Annotated in this window: 12 protein-coding genes and 3 tRNA genes; 10 read left to right on the plus strand and 5 right to left on the minus strand. The window is 52.0% G+C overall.

Translation table 11 applies throughout. From position 1 onward, the window contains the following. From KGA85_RS06070 to KGA85_RS06115, 10 genes are all read left to right on the plus strand, one after another. Positions 1-1,007, plus strand: a 1,007-nt coding sequence (locus tag KGA85_RS06070) for an excinuclease ABC subunit UvrC (protein ID WP_223534658.1), incomplete at its 5' end; no start/stop codon positions are given. Positions 1,008-1,039: 32 nt separating this feature from the next. Beyond that, complete coding sequence (pgsA, locus tag KGA85_RS06075) at positions 1,040-1,600, plus strand: CDP-diacylglycerol--glycerol-3-phosphate 3-phosphatidyltransferase (protein WP_007992985.1); 561 nt, start codon at positions 1,040-1,042, stop codon at positions 1,598-1,600. 63 nt (positions 1,601-1,663) lie between these two features. Then, positions 1,664-1,739, plus strand: a tRNA-Gly gene (locus KGA85_RS06080). Positions 1,740-1,786: 47 nt separating this feature from the next. After that, a tRNA-Cys gene (locus KGA85_RS06085) sits at positions 1,787-1,860 on the plus strand. Between the two features lie 195 nt (positions 1,861-2,055). Beyond that, a tRNA-Leu gene (locus KGA85_RS06090) sits at positions 2,056-2,142 on the plus strand. A gap of 172 nt (positions 2,143-2,314) precedes the next feature. Further along, the gene (locus tag KGA85_RS06095) at positions 2,315-3,637 is read left to right on the plus strand and encodes a tyrosine-type recombinase/integrase (RefSeq protein WP_223542978.1); all 1,323 of its coding nucleotides are present in this window, start codon (positions 2,315-2,317) and stop codon (positions 3,635-3,637) included. A gap of 783 nt (positions 3,638-4,420) precedes the next feature. Next, positions 4,421-5,530 (plus strand): hypothetical protein, encoded by a 1,110-nt coding sequence (locus KGA85_RS06100; protein WP_223542979.1) that lies wholly within the window; start codon positions 4,421-4,423, stop codon positions 5,528-5,530. 102 nt (positions 5,531-5,632) lie between these two features. Then, entirely contained in the window at positions 5,633-12,031 is a 6,399-nt protein-coding gene (locus KGA85_RS06105; RefSeq protein ID WP_223542980.1) for an ATP-binding protein, read from the plus strand. Between the two features lie 229 nt (positions 12,032-12,260). Then, entirely contained in the window at positions 12,261-14,165 is a 1,905-nt protein-coding gene (locus KGA85_RS06110) for an ATP-dependent nuclease (protein WP_223542981.1), read from the plus strand. Beyond that, the gene (locus KGA85_RS06115) at positions 14,162-15,904 is read left to right on the plus strand and encodes a UvrD-helicase domain-containing protein (protein ID WP_223542982.1); all 1,743 of its coding nucleotides are present in this window, start codon (positions 14,162-14,164) and stop codon (positions 15,902-15,904) included. Before KGA85_RS06110 ends, KGA85_RS06115 begins: the two co-directional genes overlap by 4 nt. Before the next feature lie 189 nt (positions 15,905-16,093). Here KGA85_RS06115 and KGA85_RS06120 read toward each other — a convergent pair whose 3' ends face one another. The 5 genes from KGA85_RS06120 to mobH form a co-directional block, all read right to left on the minus strand. Then, positions 16,094-16,843, minus strand: a complete 750-nt coding sequence (locus tag KGA85_RS06120; RefSeq protein ID WP_223542983.1) for a restriction endonuclease — start codon at positions 16,841-16,843, stop codon at positions 16,094-16,096. Positions 16,844-16,940: 97 nt separating this feature from the next. Beyond that, entirely contained in the window at positions 16,941-18,581 is a 1,641-nt protein-coding gene (locus tag KGA85_RS06125; RefSeq protein WP_223542984.1) for a hypothetical protein, read from the minus strand. Then, positions 18,582-19,658 carry a hypothetical protein gene (locus KGA85_RS06130; protein WP_016978900.1) on the minus strand — a complete coding sequence of 359 codons (1,077 nt, stop codon included), beginning with the start codon at positions 19,656-19,658 and terminating at the stop codon, positions 18,582-18,584. Positions 19,659-19,774: 116 nt separating this feature from the next. Further along, complete coding sequence (locus tag KGA85_RS06135) at positions 19,775-19,987, minus strand: hypothetical protein (RefSeq protein WP_223542985.1); 213 nt, start codon at positions 19,985-19,987, stop codon at positions 19,775-19,777. Positions 19,988-20,322: 335 nt separating this feature from the next. Continuing rightward, on the minus strand, positions 20,323-22,044 hold the full coding sequence (mobH, locus tag KGA85_RS06140; RefSeq protein ID WP_223542986.1) for a MobH family relaxase: 1,722 nt from the start codon (positions 22,042-22,044) through the stop codon (positions 20,323-20,325). Positions 22,045-22,109: the final 65 nt, after the last annotated feature.

Raw genomic sequence — 22,109 nt, forward strand, 5'->3', positions numbered from 1 at the left:
GGCGGGTACTGGGAAGCAAGAACTTCTTCCCTCAAGTCGGTATTGAAGAAGACGTTTCTGAAGTCATGGCCGCGTTTCTCGGCCAGTACTTCATCAGCAGTCCTGAGCGCGACTTGCCAAGTGAACTGATCGTCAATGTGGTCCACGATGACTTTCCCACACTGATCGCCGCCATCGACGAGTTGCGCGGTCGTGAACTGACCATCAGCCATCGCGTGCGGGGTACGCGGGCGCGCTGGCAGCAATTGGCGGTGACCAATGCCGAGCAGGCACTGAGTGCGCGCCTGGCGAATCGTCAGCACATTACGGCACGCTTCGATGCGCTGGCCGAGGTGCTGAAGCTGGATGAGCCTCCTCAACGACTTGAGTGCTACGACATCAGTCATTCCAGTGGCGAGGCGACGGTGGCGTCCTGCGTGGTCTTCGGCCCCGAAGGCCCGATCAAGGCCGATTACCGCCGGTACAACATCGAGGGCGTTACGGCCGGTGATGACTACGCGGCGATGCACCAGGCGTTGACCCGACGTTTCAGCAAACTGAAGGACGGGGAGGGCAAACTGCCGGATATCCTGCTGGTGGACGGCGGTAAAGGTCAGTTGTCCATGGCCCGCAATGTGCTCGATGAATTGGCCGTGCCTGACCTGATTCTGCTTGGCGTGGCAAAAGGCGCGACGCGCAAGGCCGGTTTCGAAACCCTGTACCTGAACGACGCTGCACATGAGTTCACGTTGCGCGGCGACTCTCCCGCGCTGCACCTGATCCAGCAGATTCGCGACGAAGCCCACCGGTTTGCCATTACCGGGCACCGCGCCCGGCGTGGAAAAACCCGTCGGACGTCTACACTGGAAGGCGTCGCTGGCGTCGGACCCACACGTCGGCGGGATTTGCTGAAACATTTTGGTGGATTGCAGGAGCTGTCTCGTGCAAGCATCGAAGAAATTGCCAAAGCCCCCGGGATCAGTAAAAAGCTCGCAGAGTTGATTTATGCAAATCTGCACAGCGAGTAGAATGCCCCCTCACCTCGTAGCCAGTTGTGCCGATGAATATCCCTAATCTGATTACCGTTCTACGCGTTCTGCTCATACCAATCTTCATTTTGCTGTTCTACCTGCCTTACCAATGGAGTTACCTGGCCTCCGCCTCGGTCTTCGCATTCGCTGCCGCCACCGACTGGCTGGACGGGTACCTGGCCCGCCGTCTGGAACAAAGCACACCGTTCGGGGCTTTTCTCGATCCGGTTGCCGACAAGCTGATGGTTGCGGTTGCATTGGTGCTGTTGGTACAGGAACACGGAAACCTGTGGCTCACGCTGCCAGCTGCCGTGATCATCGGTCGCGAGATCGTCGTCTCGGCACTGCGCGAATGGATGGCCGAACTGGGCGCCCGCGCCCACGTTGCCGTGTCGAACCTTGGCAAATGGAAAACCGCCGCGCAAATGCTGGCGTTGGTGATCCTGCTGGCCAATCCCAAGGATTTCAGTTTCTGGGTCTTGCTGGGCTACACCTTGCTGATGGTGTCGGCTGGCCTGACTTTGTGGTCGATGGTCCAGTACCTGCGGGCTGCCTGGCCACATCTGAAGACCGACGTTGAAAAGAAATAAAACTTTTTTGAATCAAAGGGTTGACGGGGCTTCTGGATTCTATAGAATGCGCCACACCAAGACGCGGGAATAGCTCAGTTGGTAGAGCACGACCTTGCCAAGGTCGGGGTCGCGAGTTCGAGTCTCGTTTCCCGCTCCAAGTTTGTACGCATTTGATGTCGTGCTACTAGACACCAAATGTTTTGAGGCCGAGTAGCAAAATGGTTATGCAGCGGATTGCAAATCCGCCTACGCCGGTTCGATTCCGACCTCGGCCTCCACTAATAAACAAGCTCCGTAGATCAATGATTTACGGAGCTTTTTTATTTGCAGTAGCCTGCAAGATTTAGTCTTGAAAAGGGTATTTGCGAACTTGCTTCACCGGGGCGGGATGTATATATTTCCACCTCTGCTGCACAAGCGTCAGAACTGCCAGATCGTTATTTGGCAAAACCTGGACGCTTCACCGCGCTACCGCCCGAATGGCGAAACTGGTAGACGCATGGGACTTAAAATCCCCCGCTCGTAAGGGCGTGCCGGTTCGATTCCGGCTTCGGGCACCATCTTGCATTCCACTGAGCGCTTTTGAGTTCTTTGGAAGCCTTGAAAAACCTGCCTTCTGGCGGGTTTTTTCGTTTTAGCATTCCGTCGGATTCTCGTCCATTCTTCTGGAATCCAGTCATTTAGAGGGTAGAGTTAGGGGTAGTCTTTGGTTCGATTAAGGATGATACCCTTATGTCGCGCACAACTGCTCCGCTTACCGACGCTGCTTGCCGTTTAGCAAGGCCAACGGACCGTCCCTACAAGCTTTTCGACGGCGACGGTCTCTATCTCCTAATTCAACCCAATGGCCGTAAAGGCTGGCGTCTCAGGTATGTAAAGCCTGACGGCCGGGAGGGGTTGACCTCCCTCGGCAGCTATCCCGTGATTGGCCTGGCCGAAGCTCGCCAGAAGCGTTTAGATGCGAAGCGGATGCTCGCAGACGGCATTGATCCCGTCGAGAACAAGCGTAAAGCCAAAACGGAAGATGCTGTTAACGGCCGTACTTTTGAAAGCGTTGCGTTGGACTGGCACAAGAACATGTCGGCCAGATGGACACCCGACCATTCCAAAAATGTGTTCAACCGTCTGAATAACTATGTGTTCCCGTTTATCGGTGCTCGCGCGATTGCTGATCTCGATACTTATGATCTGATGCAACCTTTGGAGGCGATCAGAAAACGTGGAACGATTGACGTCGCCTTAAGGGTACAAAGATACCTGCAAAGTATTATGCGTGAGGCAAAACGCCTTCGTCTTATTCCGATAAACCCTGCGTACGATCTTCAGGGCTTGATCAAAGCGCCGCGAGTCTCCCATCGGCCTGCATTGCCCCTGTCACGCCTGCCTGAATTGCTGGCACGAATCTATGCCTACAAGGGCCGAGAGCTGACCCGGTTAACGCTCATGCTCTCGCTGCACGTGTTTGTTCGCTCGAGTGAGTTACGTTTCGCTCGTTGGTGTGAGTTCGACCTCAAGCGTTGCGTATGGGAGATCCCGGATACTCGGCCGGAGCTGGAGGACGTACGCCATTCAACACGGGGGACGAAAATGGCGGGCGATGTTCATCTTGTGCCTTTATCGCCGCAAGTTGTGGCCGTGCTTGAACAGATCCACACCCTCACTGGCACATTCGACCTGGTGTTTGCCGGTGATGCTAGGGCCTGGAAGCCGATGTCAGAAAACACCGTGAACAAAGCGTTGCGCACCATGGGATACGACACGAAGACAGACATTTGTGGTCACGGATTCCGCTCAATGGCCTGTAGCGCACTGATCGAGTCAGGTCTGTGGTCTGAGACGGCCATCGAAAGGCAAATGAGTCATAGAGAGCGCAACAGCGTTCGAGCTGCCTACATTCACAAGGCAGAGTTCATTGAGGAGCGTCGGTTGATCATGAACTGGTGGAGCCGGTACCTTACGGCGAATCTTCAGGAGCATGTCACGCCTCATGAGTTTGCGAATCTGGCCGGCGAGAATGTCACTCGATTGGCGACAAAAAGATCGTTCGCCAATTGATGCCCTCACTTCGGATAATTTCGACGTGACCAAGCGGATCGTGTGTAGTGCCCTGGGCTCAAACTGAGGCGTTAACTTCGAGCGGTGACGATGGATGTTACCGCTACACTTGAGTGCTTCTGATGGGAGTTCGTTATTTTTCGAGTTGCCGCTGGAGGGCAGGAGTTCTTTCGCCATATGAGGCACCGGAAGACACTCGAAAAATTACGGTCAACATCTGATTTCTACGGGCTAATGATCGCGATACGCTGCCCTTGAGTCGGATTTTTTAATGCGCAGGAGAACACCATTTGGCAAGACGTCTCAACTACGAAGGAAAAATGACGCGCTTGAGTTGAATGCGCCACCATCCAGCCCTGCCGCCGGTACTGCCGATTGTCTCTGTAAGTCCAGCTATGGCTCTTGCTCCACGTACAAAGCGCTGCGAGTCTAGAGTCTGTTATTTACAGTCAAACTCTTGCTCTCCGAAGAACATTTCAATAGGGCTCTACCTGGGGTTTACAGGCAGTAGAATCATAAATTTGCCCCCAGATATGCCCCCTGTCGCAAGTGATGGATGGGAAATCGCTATTAGGGAATTATCGCCATTTTGTCGGCCATCCACAGTCATCCAGCGCTCGGTATCGGGACGTTAACATTTTACCATGGCCGTCTGGTGAAAGGTTTTGATCTACTGGCGTCATCACACGTCCCGTCCTACTGACGATGGTGGTTGAGTCGGGATCGTGGCTCCATCGCGCGTTTCAGAATACGATATGGCCAGAGCCTTACAGGGAAGAGCGAATGGGCAGCACTATACAGCAGCATTTGGACGCTCCAGAGGTCTCACTCGATCAGCACGTGGATAGTCGTCGAGCCGAACTCGCACGAGGTTTAGAGTCACGCCAAGCTATTTACCTAGATATTAAGTTTTGGATTTTACTTAGGAACGTCGTAGCAGAGCAGGGCAGCACAGAGCGGCAGCGCGAGCTGTTGACGATTCTGAAGGAGCGGGTCGCTAGCGGTTTGGCGTTCTGTCCCATCAGCGAGAGCACGTTTGCCGAGCTACTCAAGCAAAGCGATCATCGCACAAGGGTGGCTACGGCAGAGTTGATTGACGAGCTGAGTCTAGGCGTTGCGCTGATCCCGTTTGACACGCGTTCATCTATGGAGCTTGAGCGCTTTATCTCATCGACAAGCATGACAGGGAGCTCTCCGCCCTTGGGAGGGATGGTATGGTCCAAGCTGAGCTATGTGCTGGGAATTGTTCATCCAGCAAACACCGGTTTCGATGCAAATACTGAGCTGGCGGTTCAAAAGGCATTCTTCGATCATATGTGGGATATTCCATTATCCCAAATGGTGGAAGTTCTTGGTGATGGCATGCCGCTTGGACCTGAATACCGAGATCTCGCTGACACCTTAAATGCAGCTAGTGCACACCATGCCCGGGACCTTCGTAGTTTTCAACAAACTTACCAGATTGAGCTGCGAGGAGCCCTTGACTTGTTCGCGCCAGTAGCCGCTGACGTAGCTCGAAAAATTGCTGAACGGGCCATGAGCCAGTCAATGCCGAGAGAGGGGTCTGAGTGGGATGGTCTTGTTCGACAGTGGTACGCGCTGCTGATCGCAGCCTTCAAGAAGGATGAAGTCAAAGACGCCCTTAGGACGATCCACATCAACACTTGCCTTCACGCGGCCGTGCGATGGAATAAAACGCAGCAGCTGGAAGCAAATGACTTCTACGATTTTCATCATGCGGCTGCGGCCCTTGGATATTGCGATGTGTTCCTCACTGAGCGAGGCCTGAAGTCGATGGTCACAGCCAAGCACATTGCTCTTGATACTCGATACGCTTGTAAGGTCGTAGCGAGTGTTGATGAGGCGATTACGATGCTTCGTAGTCAGGTTTGATTGTCGGGATCAAGCATATCGTCATTCCGCATCGTGCGCTCCTTGATGAAGGGATACTAAGTTACAAGGCGCTGATGCGCTTAAGTGGATCGGAGAGTAACCATGGCAGGAGCTGAGGCGCAGGCCGGCTTTTATTACCAGAATTTGGTCGCAGCACTGCAGCTGCTTGAGTTGATCGACATTGGCTCCAGGGTACGCAGTGTCACCTTAGAAAACCCCGCTCGCGCGAAACACATCGATGACCTCATCATCGACACAGATACGGGGGCACGATTCGTTCAGATTAAGTGGTCAGAAGATCAAAGTACCTCATTCACCTTGGCTAGCTTGGTCGCGGAAGATGAGGGTGGCTCACTTTGGGAAAAGCTGGCACGCGGATATCAGCAGATTCACTCTGAGCAAGGGGAAAAAGTCGTAGAGCTCTTATCTACGCGAAGGGCTGGTGTTAACAAACAGCCTGCGCAGGGCTTTGTTCAAAGCCTGCAACAGTTCATTACTGAGTTTCATGAGCCCTATATATCGAGTGCTCCGGGCATGTCGATGGAGTCTGTTCCAGCATATCAATATTACAAACAGACTATCGAAAAGCTCAAACTAGCGTCAGGCATCTCCGACGCTGAAATATTCGCAGCGTTCTTGAGATCTTTGCGATTCAAACTCTCGCAAGATGACCGCGATACAGTTTCGGCTCGTGTTAGGACTCGTTTGAGTCAACTCGGCATCGAGCAACAACAGTTCGGTGTTTTGCTAGATGAATGTGTCAAATGGTCTATTGGAAGCGCGAGGATAACGGCAGACCTTGTTCTGGAGAAGTTGGGCCTGTCGGATCGCTTTGCAGAGCGCTTGAGCCATCGGTTCCCTGTCGATGAGGGATTATGGGTGCCAACCCCAGAACTTTTCATGGCTCTGGACAGGGCGTTAGAAAGTCTCTCCTCTGGTTTCGTTGCCGTGGTTGGTGAACCAGGGGCTGGGAAGTCGACGGCGTTGACGAAGTTTCTCCGTGCAAATTCGAGCATAAAGTTTGGATACTATTGTTTTATCCCGGACGAGCGGGCCGTGGGAAATGAACGATTGCAGGAAGATGCCTTTGTTCGTTCTGTGTGCTCTGGTCTGAAGGATGCATATCCTGACTTTAAGTTTCCAAAAGCCTATGCGCCAGCATCGGTCGAACTGTTGAACGAGTGGTTGCAGGAGCTTTCTAAAAGCAACGAGCGAGTTGTGTTCCTGATTGATGGGGTTGACCATGTCGATCGAAAAACTCGCCAGTCACTACTATCCAAGCCCTTAACAAGTGTTTTGGATGGGCATCTTCCAGATAACGTATTGATCATAGTTACAACAAGATACGAGCAGGCGCTACCTTCTGCCATTGTTAGTCATCTCAGGCGGGAGCCCGTTAGACGAATAGTTGTCAAGCGGTTTGATCGTCTGCAAGTGTCTGAATTTATGCTGCATAGAGGTGTCACGCATGATAGTGAGTTGCTAGAGCAAATCTTTGTTGTTTCGGCTGGCGTGCCAATCTACTTGGAATATTTGGCAAAAATACTATTCGATATGGATGTCGCGGAGCGTCGGAAGTATCTGCGACAAGCGCCCACGCTGCGGAACGACAGGATTGATCACTTTCATGATCACATGTGGCAAGAGTGGTCTGCGGACTTAGACACGGTTTATTTGATTGCCATATTGGTCGTTCGGCAAGAATACACCACACCAGAAACGCTAAGAAAATTGCTCGGAAGCGTTAATCATCCACTTTCTCTCGCGGTGGTAAAACAGAAGTTACAGGCAATCAGCTACGTATTGAAGGTGTCAGAAGCAAAAGGGTTTGCCATCAATCACGCTAGCCTTGCCGAGTACGTAAGCGAGCGTACTGCCGATTATAGATCTGAGATCACACGTGCAATTCTGGATTGGTATGAAGCGGAGCCTACAACTGATGAATCTTGGCGTCATAGATTTCGGCATTTATTAGATGAGGGGCTTCACGAAGAGGCGCTTAATGCCTGCGATGACGATTGGGTGAATCGGGCTTGGAGTTGTTACAGACCAATGAGTGAAATCCAGCGGAATCTGGATCTTATTTGGCGAGCAAGTATTCAAGCTAACGATCTCGTTTCCTTCATACGCATCGGTTTCTTAAGGCAACAGGCAGGGTTGATCGAGCAGAATGTGGAACTCAAGCCTGTCGAAATGGCGATGACTCTCATGGACATCGGGCTGTCGGATGGCGCCTTGAGTGCGGTTTGGGACGGCGAGTTTTGCATGGTCTCCCCCGCCGATTTTGCGCTATTTGCTGAGCATTATGCATGCCGGATCGGCCGTACGCTCCCTACAGCTATCGTTCGCGAGTCACTTGCCACCCGCGGCAATTCTGGTTACCCAGGAACCGCTGCTATTTATCGTGTGGCTAGTTTAGTTATGGAGCCTGCGGCGCTGTTAGGAGAGATCGCTCAATTGCGTTGGCAGTCAAAGCGCCAAGGAAGTCACGCAATTGCGGCTGCGGAGGCTATAGAGAATGGCAAACTCAATCTTGAGTTGCAATTAAAGGTACTGCAGAGCCTTGTTGATCGCGTCTCAATCGACAAGCTAATTGCAATCTCTAGCCAGAAGCTGCCAGATTGTATCCTAGGCGCTGCATGCCAAGCAGCATTGGCGGTGGCATATTCAAAGTCTGGCTCTATCCCCGACGCCATCGTTGTTGCGGAGGGCGTAAAACTAGAGTGCCTACCCCATGAGTTTCTAACGTGGGTGCAAGTTCAGTTTGCGCGTTACCATATTCCTTTTGTCGGTGTAGAAAGCATTTCCATCCCCACAGTGCCGAACACACTGGCTAAGAATCACCATTTCAATCCAGACCTGATTGGGATGTTCGAAGCGTTCCGAAGCTTCATGCTCAATCGAGTCGATGGTGCAGCCGCACTTCGTGCGAGTTGCGTCCACTTGAGGGCGCCTATTGGTGACATCGTTACTTCGCTGATTTCATTGGCTGAGTTTTGGGTGAAATCAGCCTCAGGGAAAGCAGTGGGTGATGGCCTTGTATCACTTAAGGCAATTTGCGATCGGCTTGCGATTCATCCGGAAACTTTCCGGCGTGATTCAGACACCCACTACCATGGTCACTTATATGCTGGTTCTGCCCACGAGCTGTATCAGCATGTATGGGATTGTGCCGCCGAGTTCTTAGGCAAAGAAGACCAAACTGCTCTGGGTTGTTACTGGCTTGAGGTTAATGGTGGTGAACGATGCAGGCGTTTTCCATCCGCTACCCGTAAATTGGCCGAGTCCCTGATTGGTAACCGTGCAGCAGTCGCTGCCCAGATCCAGCGCATGCTCTTGGATAGTGTTGAAGCAGCAGCACGTGCAGAAGAGGAGACGATGACGCTCGTGCCAGCTCTTCTTGACGTTGCGCGTACTTGGGGTGCCTGCGGATTTAGGGAGGAAGCCGTCCGTCTTTGGAGCGACGTCGCGACCGTTGCATGCGGTGTTCACAACCGCAAGGACTATCAGTTCAGTGAAATACTCATCCCCCTGAAGCTTGCTCACGATAAAGACCCTGAAGGCAGCCGACAACGTCTAGCGGAACAGCTCGAACTTGCCCACCATTTAGAGGACACGGGGGCCGGGAAACAGGTGGCGATTGCTATCGAAGGTCTGTTGGGCCTTGTTGCGCAATGGTGGCCAGCTGAAGTCTTTCGGGGGTTGGTAGCCGAGGAGCGACAAATATTTCGTGAGCGTGCACTAGGTGGTGTGTTGTCGGAACTTAACGCCGTGTCGACATTCGATAAACGGATATTGCTGGCAGTCCTGAAAACGATGTCTCGCTGGCAGAACTATGGGCACTTCGATGACGAGACGCTTCCCGCAATGCGGGGTTTCTTTGCGTCATTACTCAAACAACGCAGTTATGACGTAGCAGATGAGACCTATGAGTTCGCACGTCAAATGTTTTTGGTCGAGAAAAATCGGCCTCGGCTGTTAGGCGAATGGGCCGTGATGCGAAACGCTATTGAACCTGCCAACGAGGATGCGCAGCGTGACGAGGTGATGTATTGGGAGCCTGAGGAACCGTCGGAGGAGCACTCAGAAACAAACTATTCCGACGATTTCAGAACGCAAGTTAAAGCAACATTGAAGAGACTTGACCCGGGTGACACCGCAGCATTCCGAGTGAAACTGGAGGAATTTGCTGATCAAGAGCTGAGGGAGAGGACAGCGACCAGGTTGTCTCAGGAGCGTAATGATTGGCGCCGAGCGCTGCTCGCCACGTCTTCGCTGAAATCAGTTCCCCCCGACCTTGATCAGGAATTTGAGGTATTCCTCGAATCATTCGAACAGCAGGTTCTTGGTCTATATGGAAGGGACGATGCACATTTGCGCGAGGCTGCCGAAGAAGTCGTTCGTGAGACTGTTGACGGGTTTTCGCTATTCGTTGGAGTGCCACAACTAAGTTTCGCGCGATTTAAGGAGGCTTTCGATCTTGATGCCTGGCTTGACAAATTGCTTCGCCCAGTCGGCATTGGCTACCGTGTTGAAGGCGAGCTTCGTGCGTTGCTGCCAGACAGAATTCAGGGGGCTTCGTTTACTCAACTGCCCAGTTGGTTGGCGCTCGCTCGAGAAAAATTGACATCTGACGCACGTGCGCTGGCCTTGGTTGAGGTCGCGAAACGCTATCGTCTGGCGAAACCGGAGGAAGCATTTGAGTTACTTGAAGAGGCACGGGACTCCATCGCGGATTTCTTTTTCGAGCACTTGGATCTGTGCCGTGAAATATGTGAGTTGTCACTTGAAATTGATGCAAGTAGGGGCTGCCGCTTCATGCTCGACAGCTTCAGACATCAGTACAACAAGTACCCCACGTCACTGGTGTACAGGCTTGGAGGGCTCATTGATAGCTTGAATTCGGCAATGGCCTTGGACGGTGTTGCACTGTATGACACTTGGGCTCTTCACAATCGGCGCCTCACGGCCGGCCTGATATCAAAGCCTATAGAACATCACTGGATATCTGCCGAGGACGGGCTCGGTTTCGAGGGAGAGGCTGTCGGCTATTTGTTGGCGCTTCTAAAGTACCCTGAGATTGATGTTCGGCTACTGGCCGTGGAAGCCTTGGTGGAGCTGTGTGGCAAGAGACCCGATCTGATTGAGTTCATGCGTAGTTACTGGCGAATCCTGACCGACGGGCAGCGAGAGTACGTGATTTCGATGCTCGACTCGTTGGGTCGGTTGCACCCAGAGCTGGTGGAGCAATGGGCGTCGTGGTTATATGACGCAGCTTCTGGCGAGCCGCATTACAACATCCGCGCTTCGCTGGCTTTGGCGCTTAGTGGCGATAAGCGTCAGACAAGCCCAGCTCACCCCTTGGCTGAAAAGGCGCATGCGTTGCTTTTGCACCCTAGTATTTCAGAGGTGCTGAGTCCGCAACTTGTTGGTGGCGCCCTTTTTCCAGTTCCTTGGACCCAATACCAAGGTTGGGTGATCAATGCTCTTTCGAAAGGCTTCGCCCACCCGAAGTTGATGCGCTCGGAGGCGTTGCGAATTCTCCATGAGACGTATCCCGACGCCCACGTAGGGTTGGAGCAGGAATCTGCGGTACATCGAGCGCATAACATCAATACCAACTTTGATGAGTTGGAGATTGCGGCGACGTTTGACGAGGCATGCCGATCATCCGTAAATCGCGCTGTTTCTCGCCTCATGGATGCGCGTGAGATCAATCCTACTTACCTCTCAGAAGCAGCAGAGGTATTGAGGTTGCGGGACCCTACCGATAGCTTGGTCAAGCCTGTCTCCCGTCCCGAGAAAGTAGACTGGCTGAGTGTCGCGGCATGTGATGCAGATTTCATGGAATTCGCTGACCTTGATGCTTGCGTAGAGGCCGCCCTTAGCGTTGAGGACGGCTTCGCCCGGTTGTTTGAGTACACTGAGCAACGCAGCGGTGGCGAGATAGGCAGTCAATGCCAAAGGGCATGTGTTGTCCGAGTCGAAATGTTCGGTTCTCTCGCGACTGGGATGGAGCTTCCTAGCGCCACATTGTCTGCGTTATACGCGGACTCACGGGTTCGCAATCGCAACTTGTACCGATTTGAATTGCCTTGGCGTGAAGGGGGCGTTACGGAGCCGATCGTGCCGCTAGTGTCCTCTTCGTTGCGCGCTTTTCGAGGTAGGCACACTCGTGAGCTTGCGGCACTTTCTGGTGTCTGGAGGACGTGTTTCCCAGATGTTGAAGAGTGTGCCGACTATCTTGGTACGCGACTAGGGGGAGCCATGTTTAGCCGTGGAGTCGAGTGGCAGGAGGCCTTTGATCAAGGACGCCGATTGCACGAGCCTAAATCATCGGGTTTTCTTCTCGAAGTTGATGCTGATGCTCTGAAGAAGCTTGCGTTGGCAATGAATCTTCGGTTGTTTGCTCGGGTAGAGGTTGAGAGAACAACAGACAAGTACAAGCGAGAGGCAGAGATGCAGTGGGAACGCCGTGTTGGCGTGGTTGGCTTGGTCTAGGCGGTGTCCCAGGACTTTTATGCATCAGGGAAGGGCTGCACTTCGCGCTATTTACTGGGTAACTGACACGGTTGATAGATCGCAAATTGACTTCGCTGCTCAGCTCCTGTGCTCATAAGTAAGCGTCAAACAGGTGTGTGCGTACTGCCATCATGCAGAGAATGTCCGCCTCAGCCCGTGAGTGGGTGAGGCAGGAGAATCTGCTCGACTATTACAGGAAAGGACTCGAATGTATCTCCGCATCTTGGAAATTGATGGTTTTAAATGTTTCAATACAGGCTTCACCATTGAGTTGCATGATGGCCTCAACGTCCTGGTAGGGGAGAATGGGGCAGGTAAAACGGGGATCATCAGTGCAATTCGGCAGTTGTTCAATGACTCCGAGTCGGGAAAGCGAAACATCCATGAGCGAGACTTCTACCGCGGCTTCGAGCCAGGGGCATTAGCTACCGAGGCCATTCGTATTGAGGCCACGTTCAGCGGGCTGGACCAAGATGAGAGCACAGCCTTTATCGATTGGTGCGGCCAGGAGCCTGAGGCCAAACTTACCTTCACTGCAACGAACCGGGAGTCGCGCGGCCGATATCGGTACTCCATCTGGGGGGGGCATCAGCGGATCAAGCCTGTAGAGGTCGAAATCCTCGATCTGATCCACTGCGTCTATCTCCCGCCGTTGCGTGACGCCGAAGTCAAACTTCGCGAAGGTCGCCAGTCACGGCTTGCCCGGTTGATGAAGGCGCTTTGCCGCAAGGAGATCGACGAATGCCGCAAGGCAGGAGTGGCTCATCCGCTCGAGCAGCGGGTTGGAGAATTCAATCAAGAGTTGGCCGAGAGCGATGACTACGCCATCAAGCAGGCCAACCAGCGGATTGGAGACAACCTCAAGGAAGCCTTGGGCATGAATCTCTCTCAGGGCACGCTCATCCAGTTTTCGGAGGTCAATTTCTCGAAAATTGTTGAGGGTCTCAGACTGCTGTATTACCCAGACCTTAATGGCGCCGATGCTACTCAATTCAGGTCACTCGAAGAGAACAGCCTCGGGTACAACAACTTGCTGTACATCGCATCGATTCTGGCGGAACTGATCCTGGAGGTAGATGAGGACCGAGGTGAAGAGACGTTCCTGCGCCTACTACTGATCGAAGAGCCAGAGGCGCATTTACATCCTCAGTTGCAAATCCGTTTGCTGAGGCACTTGCGAACAGTCGCGGCAGCGAAGGGAATCCAGGTAATTGTTACCACTCACTCGACCGTCATCTCGTCAGCGGTGTCCGTCAACAACATTATTCATCTGTCCCGCAAAGACCAGCCGATCGCAGTCCCTCTGCGTAAGTGCGGGCTTTCCGATCCAAGCCGTCGATTCATTGATCGCTGGTTGGACGTTACCAAATCGAACCTACTGTTTTCGAAAGGCGTTATCTTGGTTGAGGGTATCGCCGAAGCGATCGTTGTTCCGGAGTTGGCTCGTATCGTGCTGCGAGCATATGGGAAAGGCCGAGACTCCCTAGACGACTACGGTGTATCGATCATCAACTTGAATGGCATCTACTTCAATCATTTCATGCAGCTGTTCTGTGACGCGGATGAGAAAGTCCAAGCCAGCAATGTGCCGGTTCGATGTGCAGGGCTCACCGACAATGATCCTCCCAAGTCGGTCGAAACCATTGAGGACGATGAGGGTAAAAAGACAATTGTTCCTTACTTACCTCACCAAGAGAGCTTTATGGCAGGCAGTAACCATGCCCTCAAGCTTATTCCGATCATTGCAAAATCCGAGTACGGAAGACTTTACGCCGGTAAGTACAAGACCTTCGAGTATGACATCGCCCTCGAGAGCAACAACCTGAGCAGGATGTTTGCAGTCGCCGCGAATCATTGGCCCACGCAAGGCCCTGTAAAAAAGGGACTGGACGAGGCATCGGAATTGAATTTTGGCGACATGCCGAACGCTCAAAAGGCAGAGTACGCTGGGCAACTGCTGGATCGCATCGACTCTGATGACATGGGTAAAGGCCTCTACGCTCAGGTCCTGGCAGATGCCTTAGCGGAAAACTTGGGGGATTTCGTGGTGCCCGAATACATTCGTGCCGCCATCCTCTGGGCTTGTGAGGCACAGCCAGAGGGCGCCGAATGACGTTCCCCACCGATGAGCAGCGGGCTTACATAGGCGCTTCGCTGGAAGAGAATATCTACCTAAAGGCTTGTCCGGGAAGCGGCAAAACTGAAGTCCTTGCTGCCATGGTGTGCAAGTCGATTCAGAACTGGCGGCGGTTTCCATCCGGAATCGCTGTGTTGACCTTTTCCAATAGCGCGACTGATGAGTTGAAACTTCGGCTCACCGAACATTTGGGAGAGCCACTGGCACATCCCCATTGCGTCTCTACGTTCGACAGCTTCCTTCTCACCCATATCGTGGCAAAAATAGCGAGTCAGATAACAGGTTATCCGGGGAGGGTTGGTGACTATCGCATCCGGCTCATCGATAAGACAGCCAACATTTTTCGCACGAAGACCAAGATATGTGGGAGGACGATTTCAGCGTGCAAATATGACTACGACCTGGACAGTAAGCGCTTCGTGTTCGCTACAGGAGAGCTGACGGATGTTCAGCTCAATGCTGCGGAGCTGAGTGCTGAGACCAAGCAGGATCTGGTCGATACCAAAAAGCGGTTTTGGAAGGGCGGGTTCGCAACCTACCGGGACATCGACATGATTGCCCTCATGGCTTTGAGAGGCACTCAGTTCGAAGAATATCTCGCCAAAGTCGTTCGCCGATTCCCTATTACGGTCGTTGACGAGTGCCAGGACCTGTCCGCGGAGCAGTTGGAGATCGTCAGGCAATTAGCTAGGCGGGGAATGAAGTTTCATTTTGTGGGCGACTTGAATCAGTCTATATACGGGTTCAGAAAATCAGATCCAGCGCGCGTACGCAAACTGCTGGATGATCTGCAATTTACTGAGTACGAACTGACTGCCAATTGGCGAAGCGGCCAGGCGATTGTCGATCTTTGCAGTGATCTGCTGAATGTCGCAAGAAGTGCTGGCAACCCAAACATCGAGCCATTGAAGCCGAAGCTGATTCAGTATCAGCAGTGCCCATCGGAGCTAACTCCCCTGATCATCGCCCTTGCTCAAGGCTATCAAAATGTGGTGATCGTTGCTCGGGGGCACAGCACACTCCAACGTTTCTCACGCGGTGGAAAGTTCAGTGTGTTGGAAGACTTGGCTTTGTCCTGTGTCTCGATCGAGAGCCAAAACCTAGAGGAGGTGAGGCGCGCACTGAAGTCTTTCGCAGGATGGTTGGCTTTCAAGCTGAATCTCGAAGTCACTCCCGCGAGCCTCTATTGTCCGATTGAGATAGAGTCCAAGCTTGCGTGGCGCCGATTTGTTTTCAATTGCCTCAAATACCTGAGTGTTTGTGGGGCATCAGATATTGGTCTGACTTGGAAGCAATGGGCAGTAGTCGCGAAACTTGCGATTCGGCAGATCCCTGACCAGCCTTTCGTGTTGGAAGTTATCGCTGCAAAGCTTACAGGCCTTAGGGAGGTAAGCTTAGCCGCACCAGCGGGTTTGGGGTCCCAAGCGCTATCCGCTCGACTATCCATGGCGCATCAGCAACCAGCATCGACACGCCGCTACGCCACGATCCATCAGGTGAAGGGTGAGACACATGATGTGACTGTTGTTGTCTCCTCGCTCAAATCGGGTTCCCAATCGCATTGGAAGGATTGGCTTAAAGATCCACTTTCAGAGGCTGCACGTTTTGCCTACGTCGCTAGTTCCAGGCCTCGTCACCTGTTGATTTGGGGCGTGAAGGCGCTGAAACCCAACGAGAAACTGCGAATGGTTGAGCTCGGGTTTGATATCTGTTGAAAGGTATCTGTTTTCGAGTGATAACTAGAAAGTGGAGTGTGCACGAAGCCGGAAATGGCCGAATTCTCAGATGGTCATACTGTTGTCGGTGAGTGACTTCATCGTAAAAATTACGGGCGCGCCTATGTTTCCAGCGCAATGGATGGCATAGAGTAAAGGCGGGGGCGAGGTTCCTCCGCCGAAATATTTTTAATGGTCGTTAATCCATTTCATAATTTCATTAAAATCTGCAAGTGTCATGTCCCAACTGCTGGAAATTTCATTGTCAACAAAATCTCTAGCGTCTTTCGTAAAGAAGGAGGTTGTTGCTATGACTGTTTTATTTGGCCCTTCTTTCATGTTTTTCACGCCATGTAGCGCTCTCACAACTTCTACACCGACTTTATTGTCTTCCGCATAGCGTTTGCATTCAATAAAGTATTTGTTTTTGATTCCAAGTTGGTCGGTGGATATCGCAATAATGTCTTTTCCGCCATCTCGAGTTCTTTTAGTGAGCTCAACTTCAAAACCTTTTTTTCGAAATATTTCCGCGATCAGTTCTTCGAATTCACGAGGTGATATTTCTCTTATTAGCTTTGGATTGCTTTTAAGTGCCGTGATCAGTTCGGGGATCGATTGCCAAAGCAAGTCGAGGTCATCGGCTTGGTAGAACTCTTGTAAGTACTCAATTCTTGGTTCGTTTGAAGTGTTCGCGCCAGTTGAGTTGTCAATGATGAAATTTAGGATTTCTGACGGGTATTCTGATGCTTCAAAGTTTAATGAGATGTTGTTTCCACATTTGGTACAGGATAGTTCGCAGATAATCTCGTAGATGCTTTCGGCCCCCATTGATCTTTCGGAGCCGCCTGTGCACTCAATGCTGAAGTCATCAATAGGCATGGTGTTTTTGATTTTGCACTTATGACATTCGTACTCAATATCACCGCAAAAATTCCACATTTTTAAATCTCTCCTTGGGTAGCTCTAATGGTACGTTTTTTTTCAAAATGCTCAAAGTGAGCGTACACGACATTAACTGGGATGGAAAAATACAGCGTTAATCGGATTTGCCATGTCGTAAATTGACGCGGCGATCGAGCGCATTGGTAGGCTTGAGTCGATCCAGTTGATTAGTATGTTCAAACGTACCGGGAGACGGTGCGGCCTGTTTGTTTACAGGGTTCGGCACTGATACTTGGGTTGGTGTAAGCGGGGGTGCTGAATTAGACGCTGTTGATGCTTGAACGAAAAGCACGTTTCCTATGACGAAACCGGCGATCAGAAGTAAGACGATGAGCAACCACACCCTGACATAATGTGTCGACTGACTCCTCAAGTAATCCCGGTTGCTGATCCGAACCGGGTTCAAAGCATTGTCAACCTCGGCCAGTTGAAGTACTCCATGGTAGTTTCGTTTTAGCAACTCTTCGATTGAGTCGAACGCCCTGTCAAACTGGCTGAGCGAACTGGATCGCGCACTAAAAACCCAAATGCTCATTAATAGGCACAAGATAACCACGACCCAAATGTAGGTCGAGGAGAATATCGCGCTGGTACTGGTGTCTTTAAGACCGTTGACTACCACGACGGTTAGCACAAATGTTAATAATACAAATATACCATTTTTAAGCGAGTCGATAAACGAATCAACGAGGTCATGGGTTTTTTTTACTGCATCGACGAGGATGTCGGTGATCTTACCCTTTACTTCAAGGTAGCTTTCTACGTTTTCTTTTAAATAAATTTGATAGTTTGAGTGGATCGCGTGAATTATTTCTGGATGATTGGATAGGTTTTTTAATTCGGTTATATACAGCGACAAGACATTGCGGGCGAGTCCGATTTTGTCGGCGTTTCCACCATCTCCGTAAGCCCAAGTAACCAATTTATAGAGTATGTCGGATCCTTCGGCCAAGTCATCGAGTGGTCCCGTTCCCGCTATTGTCTTGTATCCACAAATACGATATTCGAGGTGGTCCTTATCATCTAATTCTGCGGAGCTGGCAATAAATATCACTGAGACTAGAGTGCGGGCTTTTTTAAAGAAATTATCAATGCCTGTCACACCGGTTGCTGTCGTAAGATTGAAGTCCTGCGGCACAAAAATGCCCGGCAAGGTTCTGCTAAAACAATTGTCTTGGAAAATTTCGAAGACAGACTTCCGGTTGATCTCCTGCTGTTGGTCACCGGTATTGGCTGCCGTATCCGCAGAACATTGAAACGAGATGCTTGAACTGGTAGCCGCCGCGATTGGAGCAAAGCATTCAAAAATCAGTGCACCCTCCATGCGTCCAGCCAAAACTTTTAACACCTGGAGAGTAGGGGTGTTTTCTAAGTAAGCGCCGAGCAAGGCCGGTGCGTATAAGGACAGTCGTTGATGTTGCACCGTTTTATGTACGATGAGCTCCACTGACATGCGGCATGTGTCATCTTCGTCATTCAGTTCGAAGAGCTCGTTCACGCGCGCGCAGCTTGCTTCGGAGAAGTCCGTTACACACCTTGAGTCCTCGTCGTATCCGATGGTCAGGGAGAGCCTGTCACGGGACGAAATCTGCAGTCGCCAGTACTTAAACGCATCATCTACTATGCCTCGAGCTTTAGAGATAGTGCAGAGCTCACCAGCGTTAAGTCTGTATTGGTCGAGCCGTTCCTCTGCTGATGAAATAGTTAGGCGAGAGGTGAAAAGGCTGCTGAGCATTTATTTCAGGTCCCAGGGCTTTTCGGTGAAGATTCCTGCAACATTAGGTGCGTCCAGCACCAAGACTGATTGGCCCGCCGGAGTTTTCGAATACCAGATCTTGTCGGGAAGATCAGGAATATCCTCGTCGTACGCCACACTGATTTGATCGGAGACTTTGATAGTTTGACGGCGAAAGGGTACTGCCGATGGGACTAGAGTGAACTGCCCATCAAATTTTCGTTTTTCCGGAAGCGAGCGTAAAGTGGTCACGAGGTTTGGCAGCTCCTCGGCAAGTGTGGTGCTCAGTGGAGCATAGCTGGCAAACGTTTTGGTCACGAAATCATCGAAGTTCAACGTTTCGGTCTGCTTAAATGCCGCGATGGTGGCGTTGCGGAGGATCGTGTAATCGACCGGCGATACACTCTTGACCTTGCCAAGTGTCTTCACCACCCACTTGACAGCGGTTTCGGTATTGAGCGCATCACTGCGTAGCTGTTGTAGCTCCAGCACCTCCTTCCACCAGTAGGTTGACGGTCGGGAGTGCGTGTCAAATACGAAGACTTGTTCCAATTTTCCTTGGGCATCCATGCTTACTTTGCAAGCCTTGTAAATTTTATTGGATTCACCAAGGCCAATTTTTTGTTTTAGATCGGTTTCATCAATAAATCGCTGATGCTCGATCTTCACCCCTAAGTAAGATAGCGAGCCTCCATCTACATAAAGGAATTGGAGAAAACTCCCTTTATTGAGAAGCCCCTTACCGGACCTATCCAGGTGCCCATAACGCTCTTCAGTATTTACTTCGATGCGCAGCAAACGTTCGGCTAGTGTCTGGGTCTCAGGCGCGGTTACCAGGTCTTTGCTGCCGAAAAATGCATTCAGGGAAGTTGCGAATTCGGTTGTTGGACTGGCCAATGTGTACAGGCGGTTCTGCGGACGCCCATGAATTTCTAATAGCAAGGCGCTCAAATAGGCTTCGAGATCTGCTTTATCAACGGGAATGGCAACGGAATTACATGTCTCAGTCTCGATATCGAGGTGATGTAGGCTTGTGCTGAGAATTTTGGCCTCGAGCACCGAAGCGATTCCATTCATGATTTTTCCTTCTGAAAACAAAGTGCGCCAATGTAACGTATGATCCTAGCGCTTTTGCCAGCGGTCAGCGATTACATTTTGATATCACTTGGAAATCATCCCTGATTGATCCGGGGTCACGGTGGCGTAAGGAGGAGCGCAAGCGTCATCTTTATGAACTCTTCGTTGCGGTCAATCGCGGCCAAGGCGCCGCGAACGTTGTCGGCTACCTCGGACGAGCCGCGTTGCCGCTCCACCCAATTGGAAAGTTCCAGAATCGCCGCTTCAAGGGCGAGCTGATTTTCGTTAATTTTGACGAGCAGTGAAGGGAGCAGGTCTGAATTTGGCATCGCGAATCCTCCGTGAAGAACTCAGCGTAGCAGTCGAACGTTGAGAGGGTGATTTACTGCCGCCCCTTCCTATACAAGGGTCGATTCCCCAAGACGACAAACAAAGAACCGGTGGTGCTCGTGACAGGCCTGTGCGAAAGCCTGCTTAAAAATTGCTACAAGGTGAAGAGATAAAGCAGGGCAGGCTAGGCGAGCCGGGGCTGCGGTGGATTGCCACATCCAATCCATCAAGGACGCGATGCACCACCTGCGATGGGTAATAAAGCGGTGTAACAGCGAGTCACTCCAGAGTCAGCTCTGCGTTTCGATCCCCACTAGTGGGACACTCTGGAAATTTAATCTTTTTCGATTTTAAGAAAGGGATTATCGGGTGGTATCAATTCAAAAAATAGCTTCGGATCCTCAATCAAATACCCCTTCAATGTGGTTTTTTTCCTAGGGCCTTGTACTTGGCAAATCCAGATATTTAGACCGTTGCCTCGCTTCCTGTGGACCTTCAGTTTCTCGAACTGCTTCTGCACCCAGCGCCATTCTTCACCTTCGTGCTCGGCACCCTGTGAGATACCAGGAAACTCCTGAACATAGCGTTGGAAAAGGCCAGGCGTCACGAGGAACACAGTGCCGTCCACCGTGTGAACCTTGGCCTTGCTGTCGTTGATGATCAGCTTATGACTTTGAATGCCTTCCCTGACCCAATTCAGGAAAACCTGATCAGGGTTATTCGCAGGAGGGTTTGAGATTTCGAGAGCAATTGCGGACGGTGCATCGCAGGCCTCAGGCTTCTCTAACTCGAACATATCCAGCAACGATCCTAAGTAGTCCGCATCTTCCATAGTCATTGGATCGGGCTGCGATTGGCTTTGAGTTGACCTTGTACTGACTGCCTTCGGCGGTGGTGATACCGGAGCGTCAGTTGTATGGTCATCGACTGCCACGCTCACCGTTCCGCTGAAGGCCTCAGGCCGAATTTCGCTCCCCCAAATCAACGCCGGTTGAAGGCGCAGAAAGGTAAATCTCTGCTGCCAGTTTCCCTGTGCCACGAGCGCAGTCCAGATAGCTTTGCCTTCTGGAGTCGACTCGACCAGCCCATGCGACTGCAGTTCGTCGAACACAGCAATGTTGGATGAGGGAATGCCCTCAATCGATTGCGACAGCAGATAGGCTCGCAGCTTGTCCGTGACCGTCTTGCTGACCAGCCAGAGTGCGTCTTGAGTCAACCAACCCGCGGCACCTGGCTGGTTGAGTTTCAGCTCGTGCTGAACCAGATGACGCAGTCCGCTGATCAAATGATGTTGCAGCGAATGAATCGGTGCTTGCAACGCCTTGCTCGGGTTACCGCCAATGTTCTGCGCGGTGGAGACGCGGTCGGCCTGCATCACCAACTCACCGAGCACGCCAGCACGTTCGTACTGACCTGCCAGGACGTACAGCAGACTGGCCCACAGTGGCGGAAATCCACTGAGCCAATCGAGGATTGGGCGGTCGAGAATTTGGGAGTAGAGCAAGCCTGCGGCGGCGCCGTGCAGGTGGTAGTCACGACCCTTGATATAACGAAAACGGTAGGGCTGATCCAGGGAGCCCTGCCAAGGATGCCAAAGACGGCCATCCTGGCGTTCGACCAGCAGGTCCACGGCGATCTTGCCGATGTCATGCAGCAGGGCGCCATAGGCGATACCAGCCGACCAGGCATCGGTCTGGGCGGCTTGGTCTTCGGGCGCGGCGCCAGTGGGCAGCAGATACGACTGACGCAGTTTCAAACTGCAAGCGACCAGCTCCAGGCCATGGTCGAGCATGCCGCCGAGATACGCATGGTGGTGCGTATCGCTGGCCGGGAGTTGCTGGACCTGTTCGGCGTAGCGATGGATCGGATTTAAGTAGAGCTGGGTGAATTGGGCGTGGGAGAGGGCGGTGTATTCCCAGATGCGATCGAGCAACTGACGGCGGTGTTCCGCGGCTAACAAGCTGTGGGCCGACTCGATGGGCAGGTAGCCTTCGGCGACGCTCACGGTCGGTGGTGGAGGGGGCTTCTGCCTTTTGTGGCGAAACAGACTGAGCATCGTTACCTCCGGGAGGTGGCTGGGTCAGTGGCCTTTTAGCCTTTTCGGATAGCGCTCTTACCCTT

The sequence above is a fragment of the Pseudomonas sp. GL-B-12 genome (assembly GCF_019955895.1).
In the GTDB taxonomy this organism is placed as follows: Bacteria; Pseudomonadota; Gammaproteobacteria; order Pseudomonadales; family Pseudomonadaceae; genus Aquipseudomonas.

What these genes read in the sequence shown, in the direction of transcription:
- KGA85_RS06115 (WP_223542982.1), top strand. Translation starts at nt 14,162, where the DNA reads ATGACGTTCCCCACCGATGAGCAGCGGGCTTACATAGGCGCTTCGCTG.
- KGA85_RS06110 (WP_223542981.1), top strand. Translation starts at nt 12,261, where the DNA reads ATGTATCTCCGCATCTTGGAAATTGATGGTTTTAAATGTTTCAATACA.
- KGA85_RS06135 (WP_223542985.1), bottom strand. Translation starts at nt 19,987, where the DNA reads ATGCCAAATTCAGACCTGCTCCCTTCACTGCTCGTCAAAATTAACGAA.
- KGA85_RS06100 (WP_223542979.1), top strand. Translation starts at nt 4,421, where the DNA reads ATGGGCAGCACTATACAGCAGCATTTGGACGCTCCAGAGGTCTCACTC.
- KGA85_RS06120 (WP_223542983.1), bottom strand. Translation starts at nt 16,843, where the DNA reads ATGTGGAATTTTTGCGGTGATATTGAGTACGAATGTCATAAGTGCAAA.
- mobH (WP_223542986.1), bottom strand. Translation starts at nt 22,044, where the DNA reads ATGCTCAGTCTGTTTCGCCACAAAAGGCAGAAGCCCCCTCCACCACCG.
- KGA85_RS06095 (WP_223542978.1), top strand. Translation starts at nt 2,315, where the DNA reads ATGTCGCGCACAACTGCTCCGCTTACCGACGCTGCTTGCCGTTTAGCA.
- pgsA (WP_007992985.1), top strand. Translation starts at nt 1,040, where the DNA reads ATGAATATCCCTAATCTGATTACCGTTCTACGCGTTCTGCTCATACCA.
- KGA85_RS06105 (WP_223542980.1), top strand. Translation starts at nt 5,633, where the DNA reads ATGGCAGGAGCTGAGGCGCAGGCCGGCTTTTATTACCAGAATTTGGTC.
- KGA85_RS06130 (WP_016978900.1), bottom strand. Translation starts at nt 19,658, where the DNA reads ATGAATGGAATCGCTTCGGTGCTCGAGGCCAAAATTCTCAGCACAAGC.
- KGA85_RS06125 (WP_223542984.1), bottom strand. Translation starts at nt 18,581, where the DNA reads ATGCTCAGCAGCCTTTTCACCTCTCGCCTAACTATTTCATCAGCAGAG.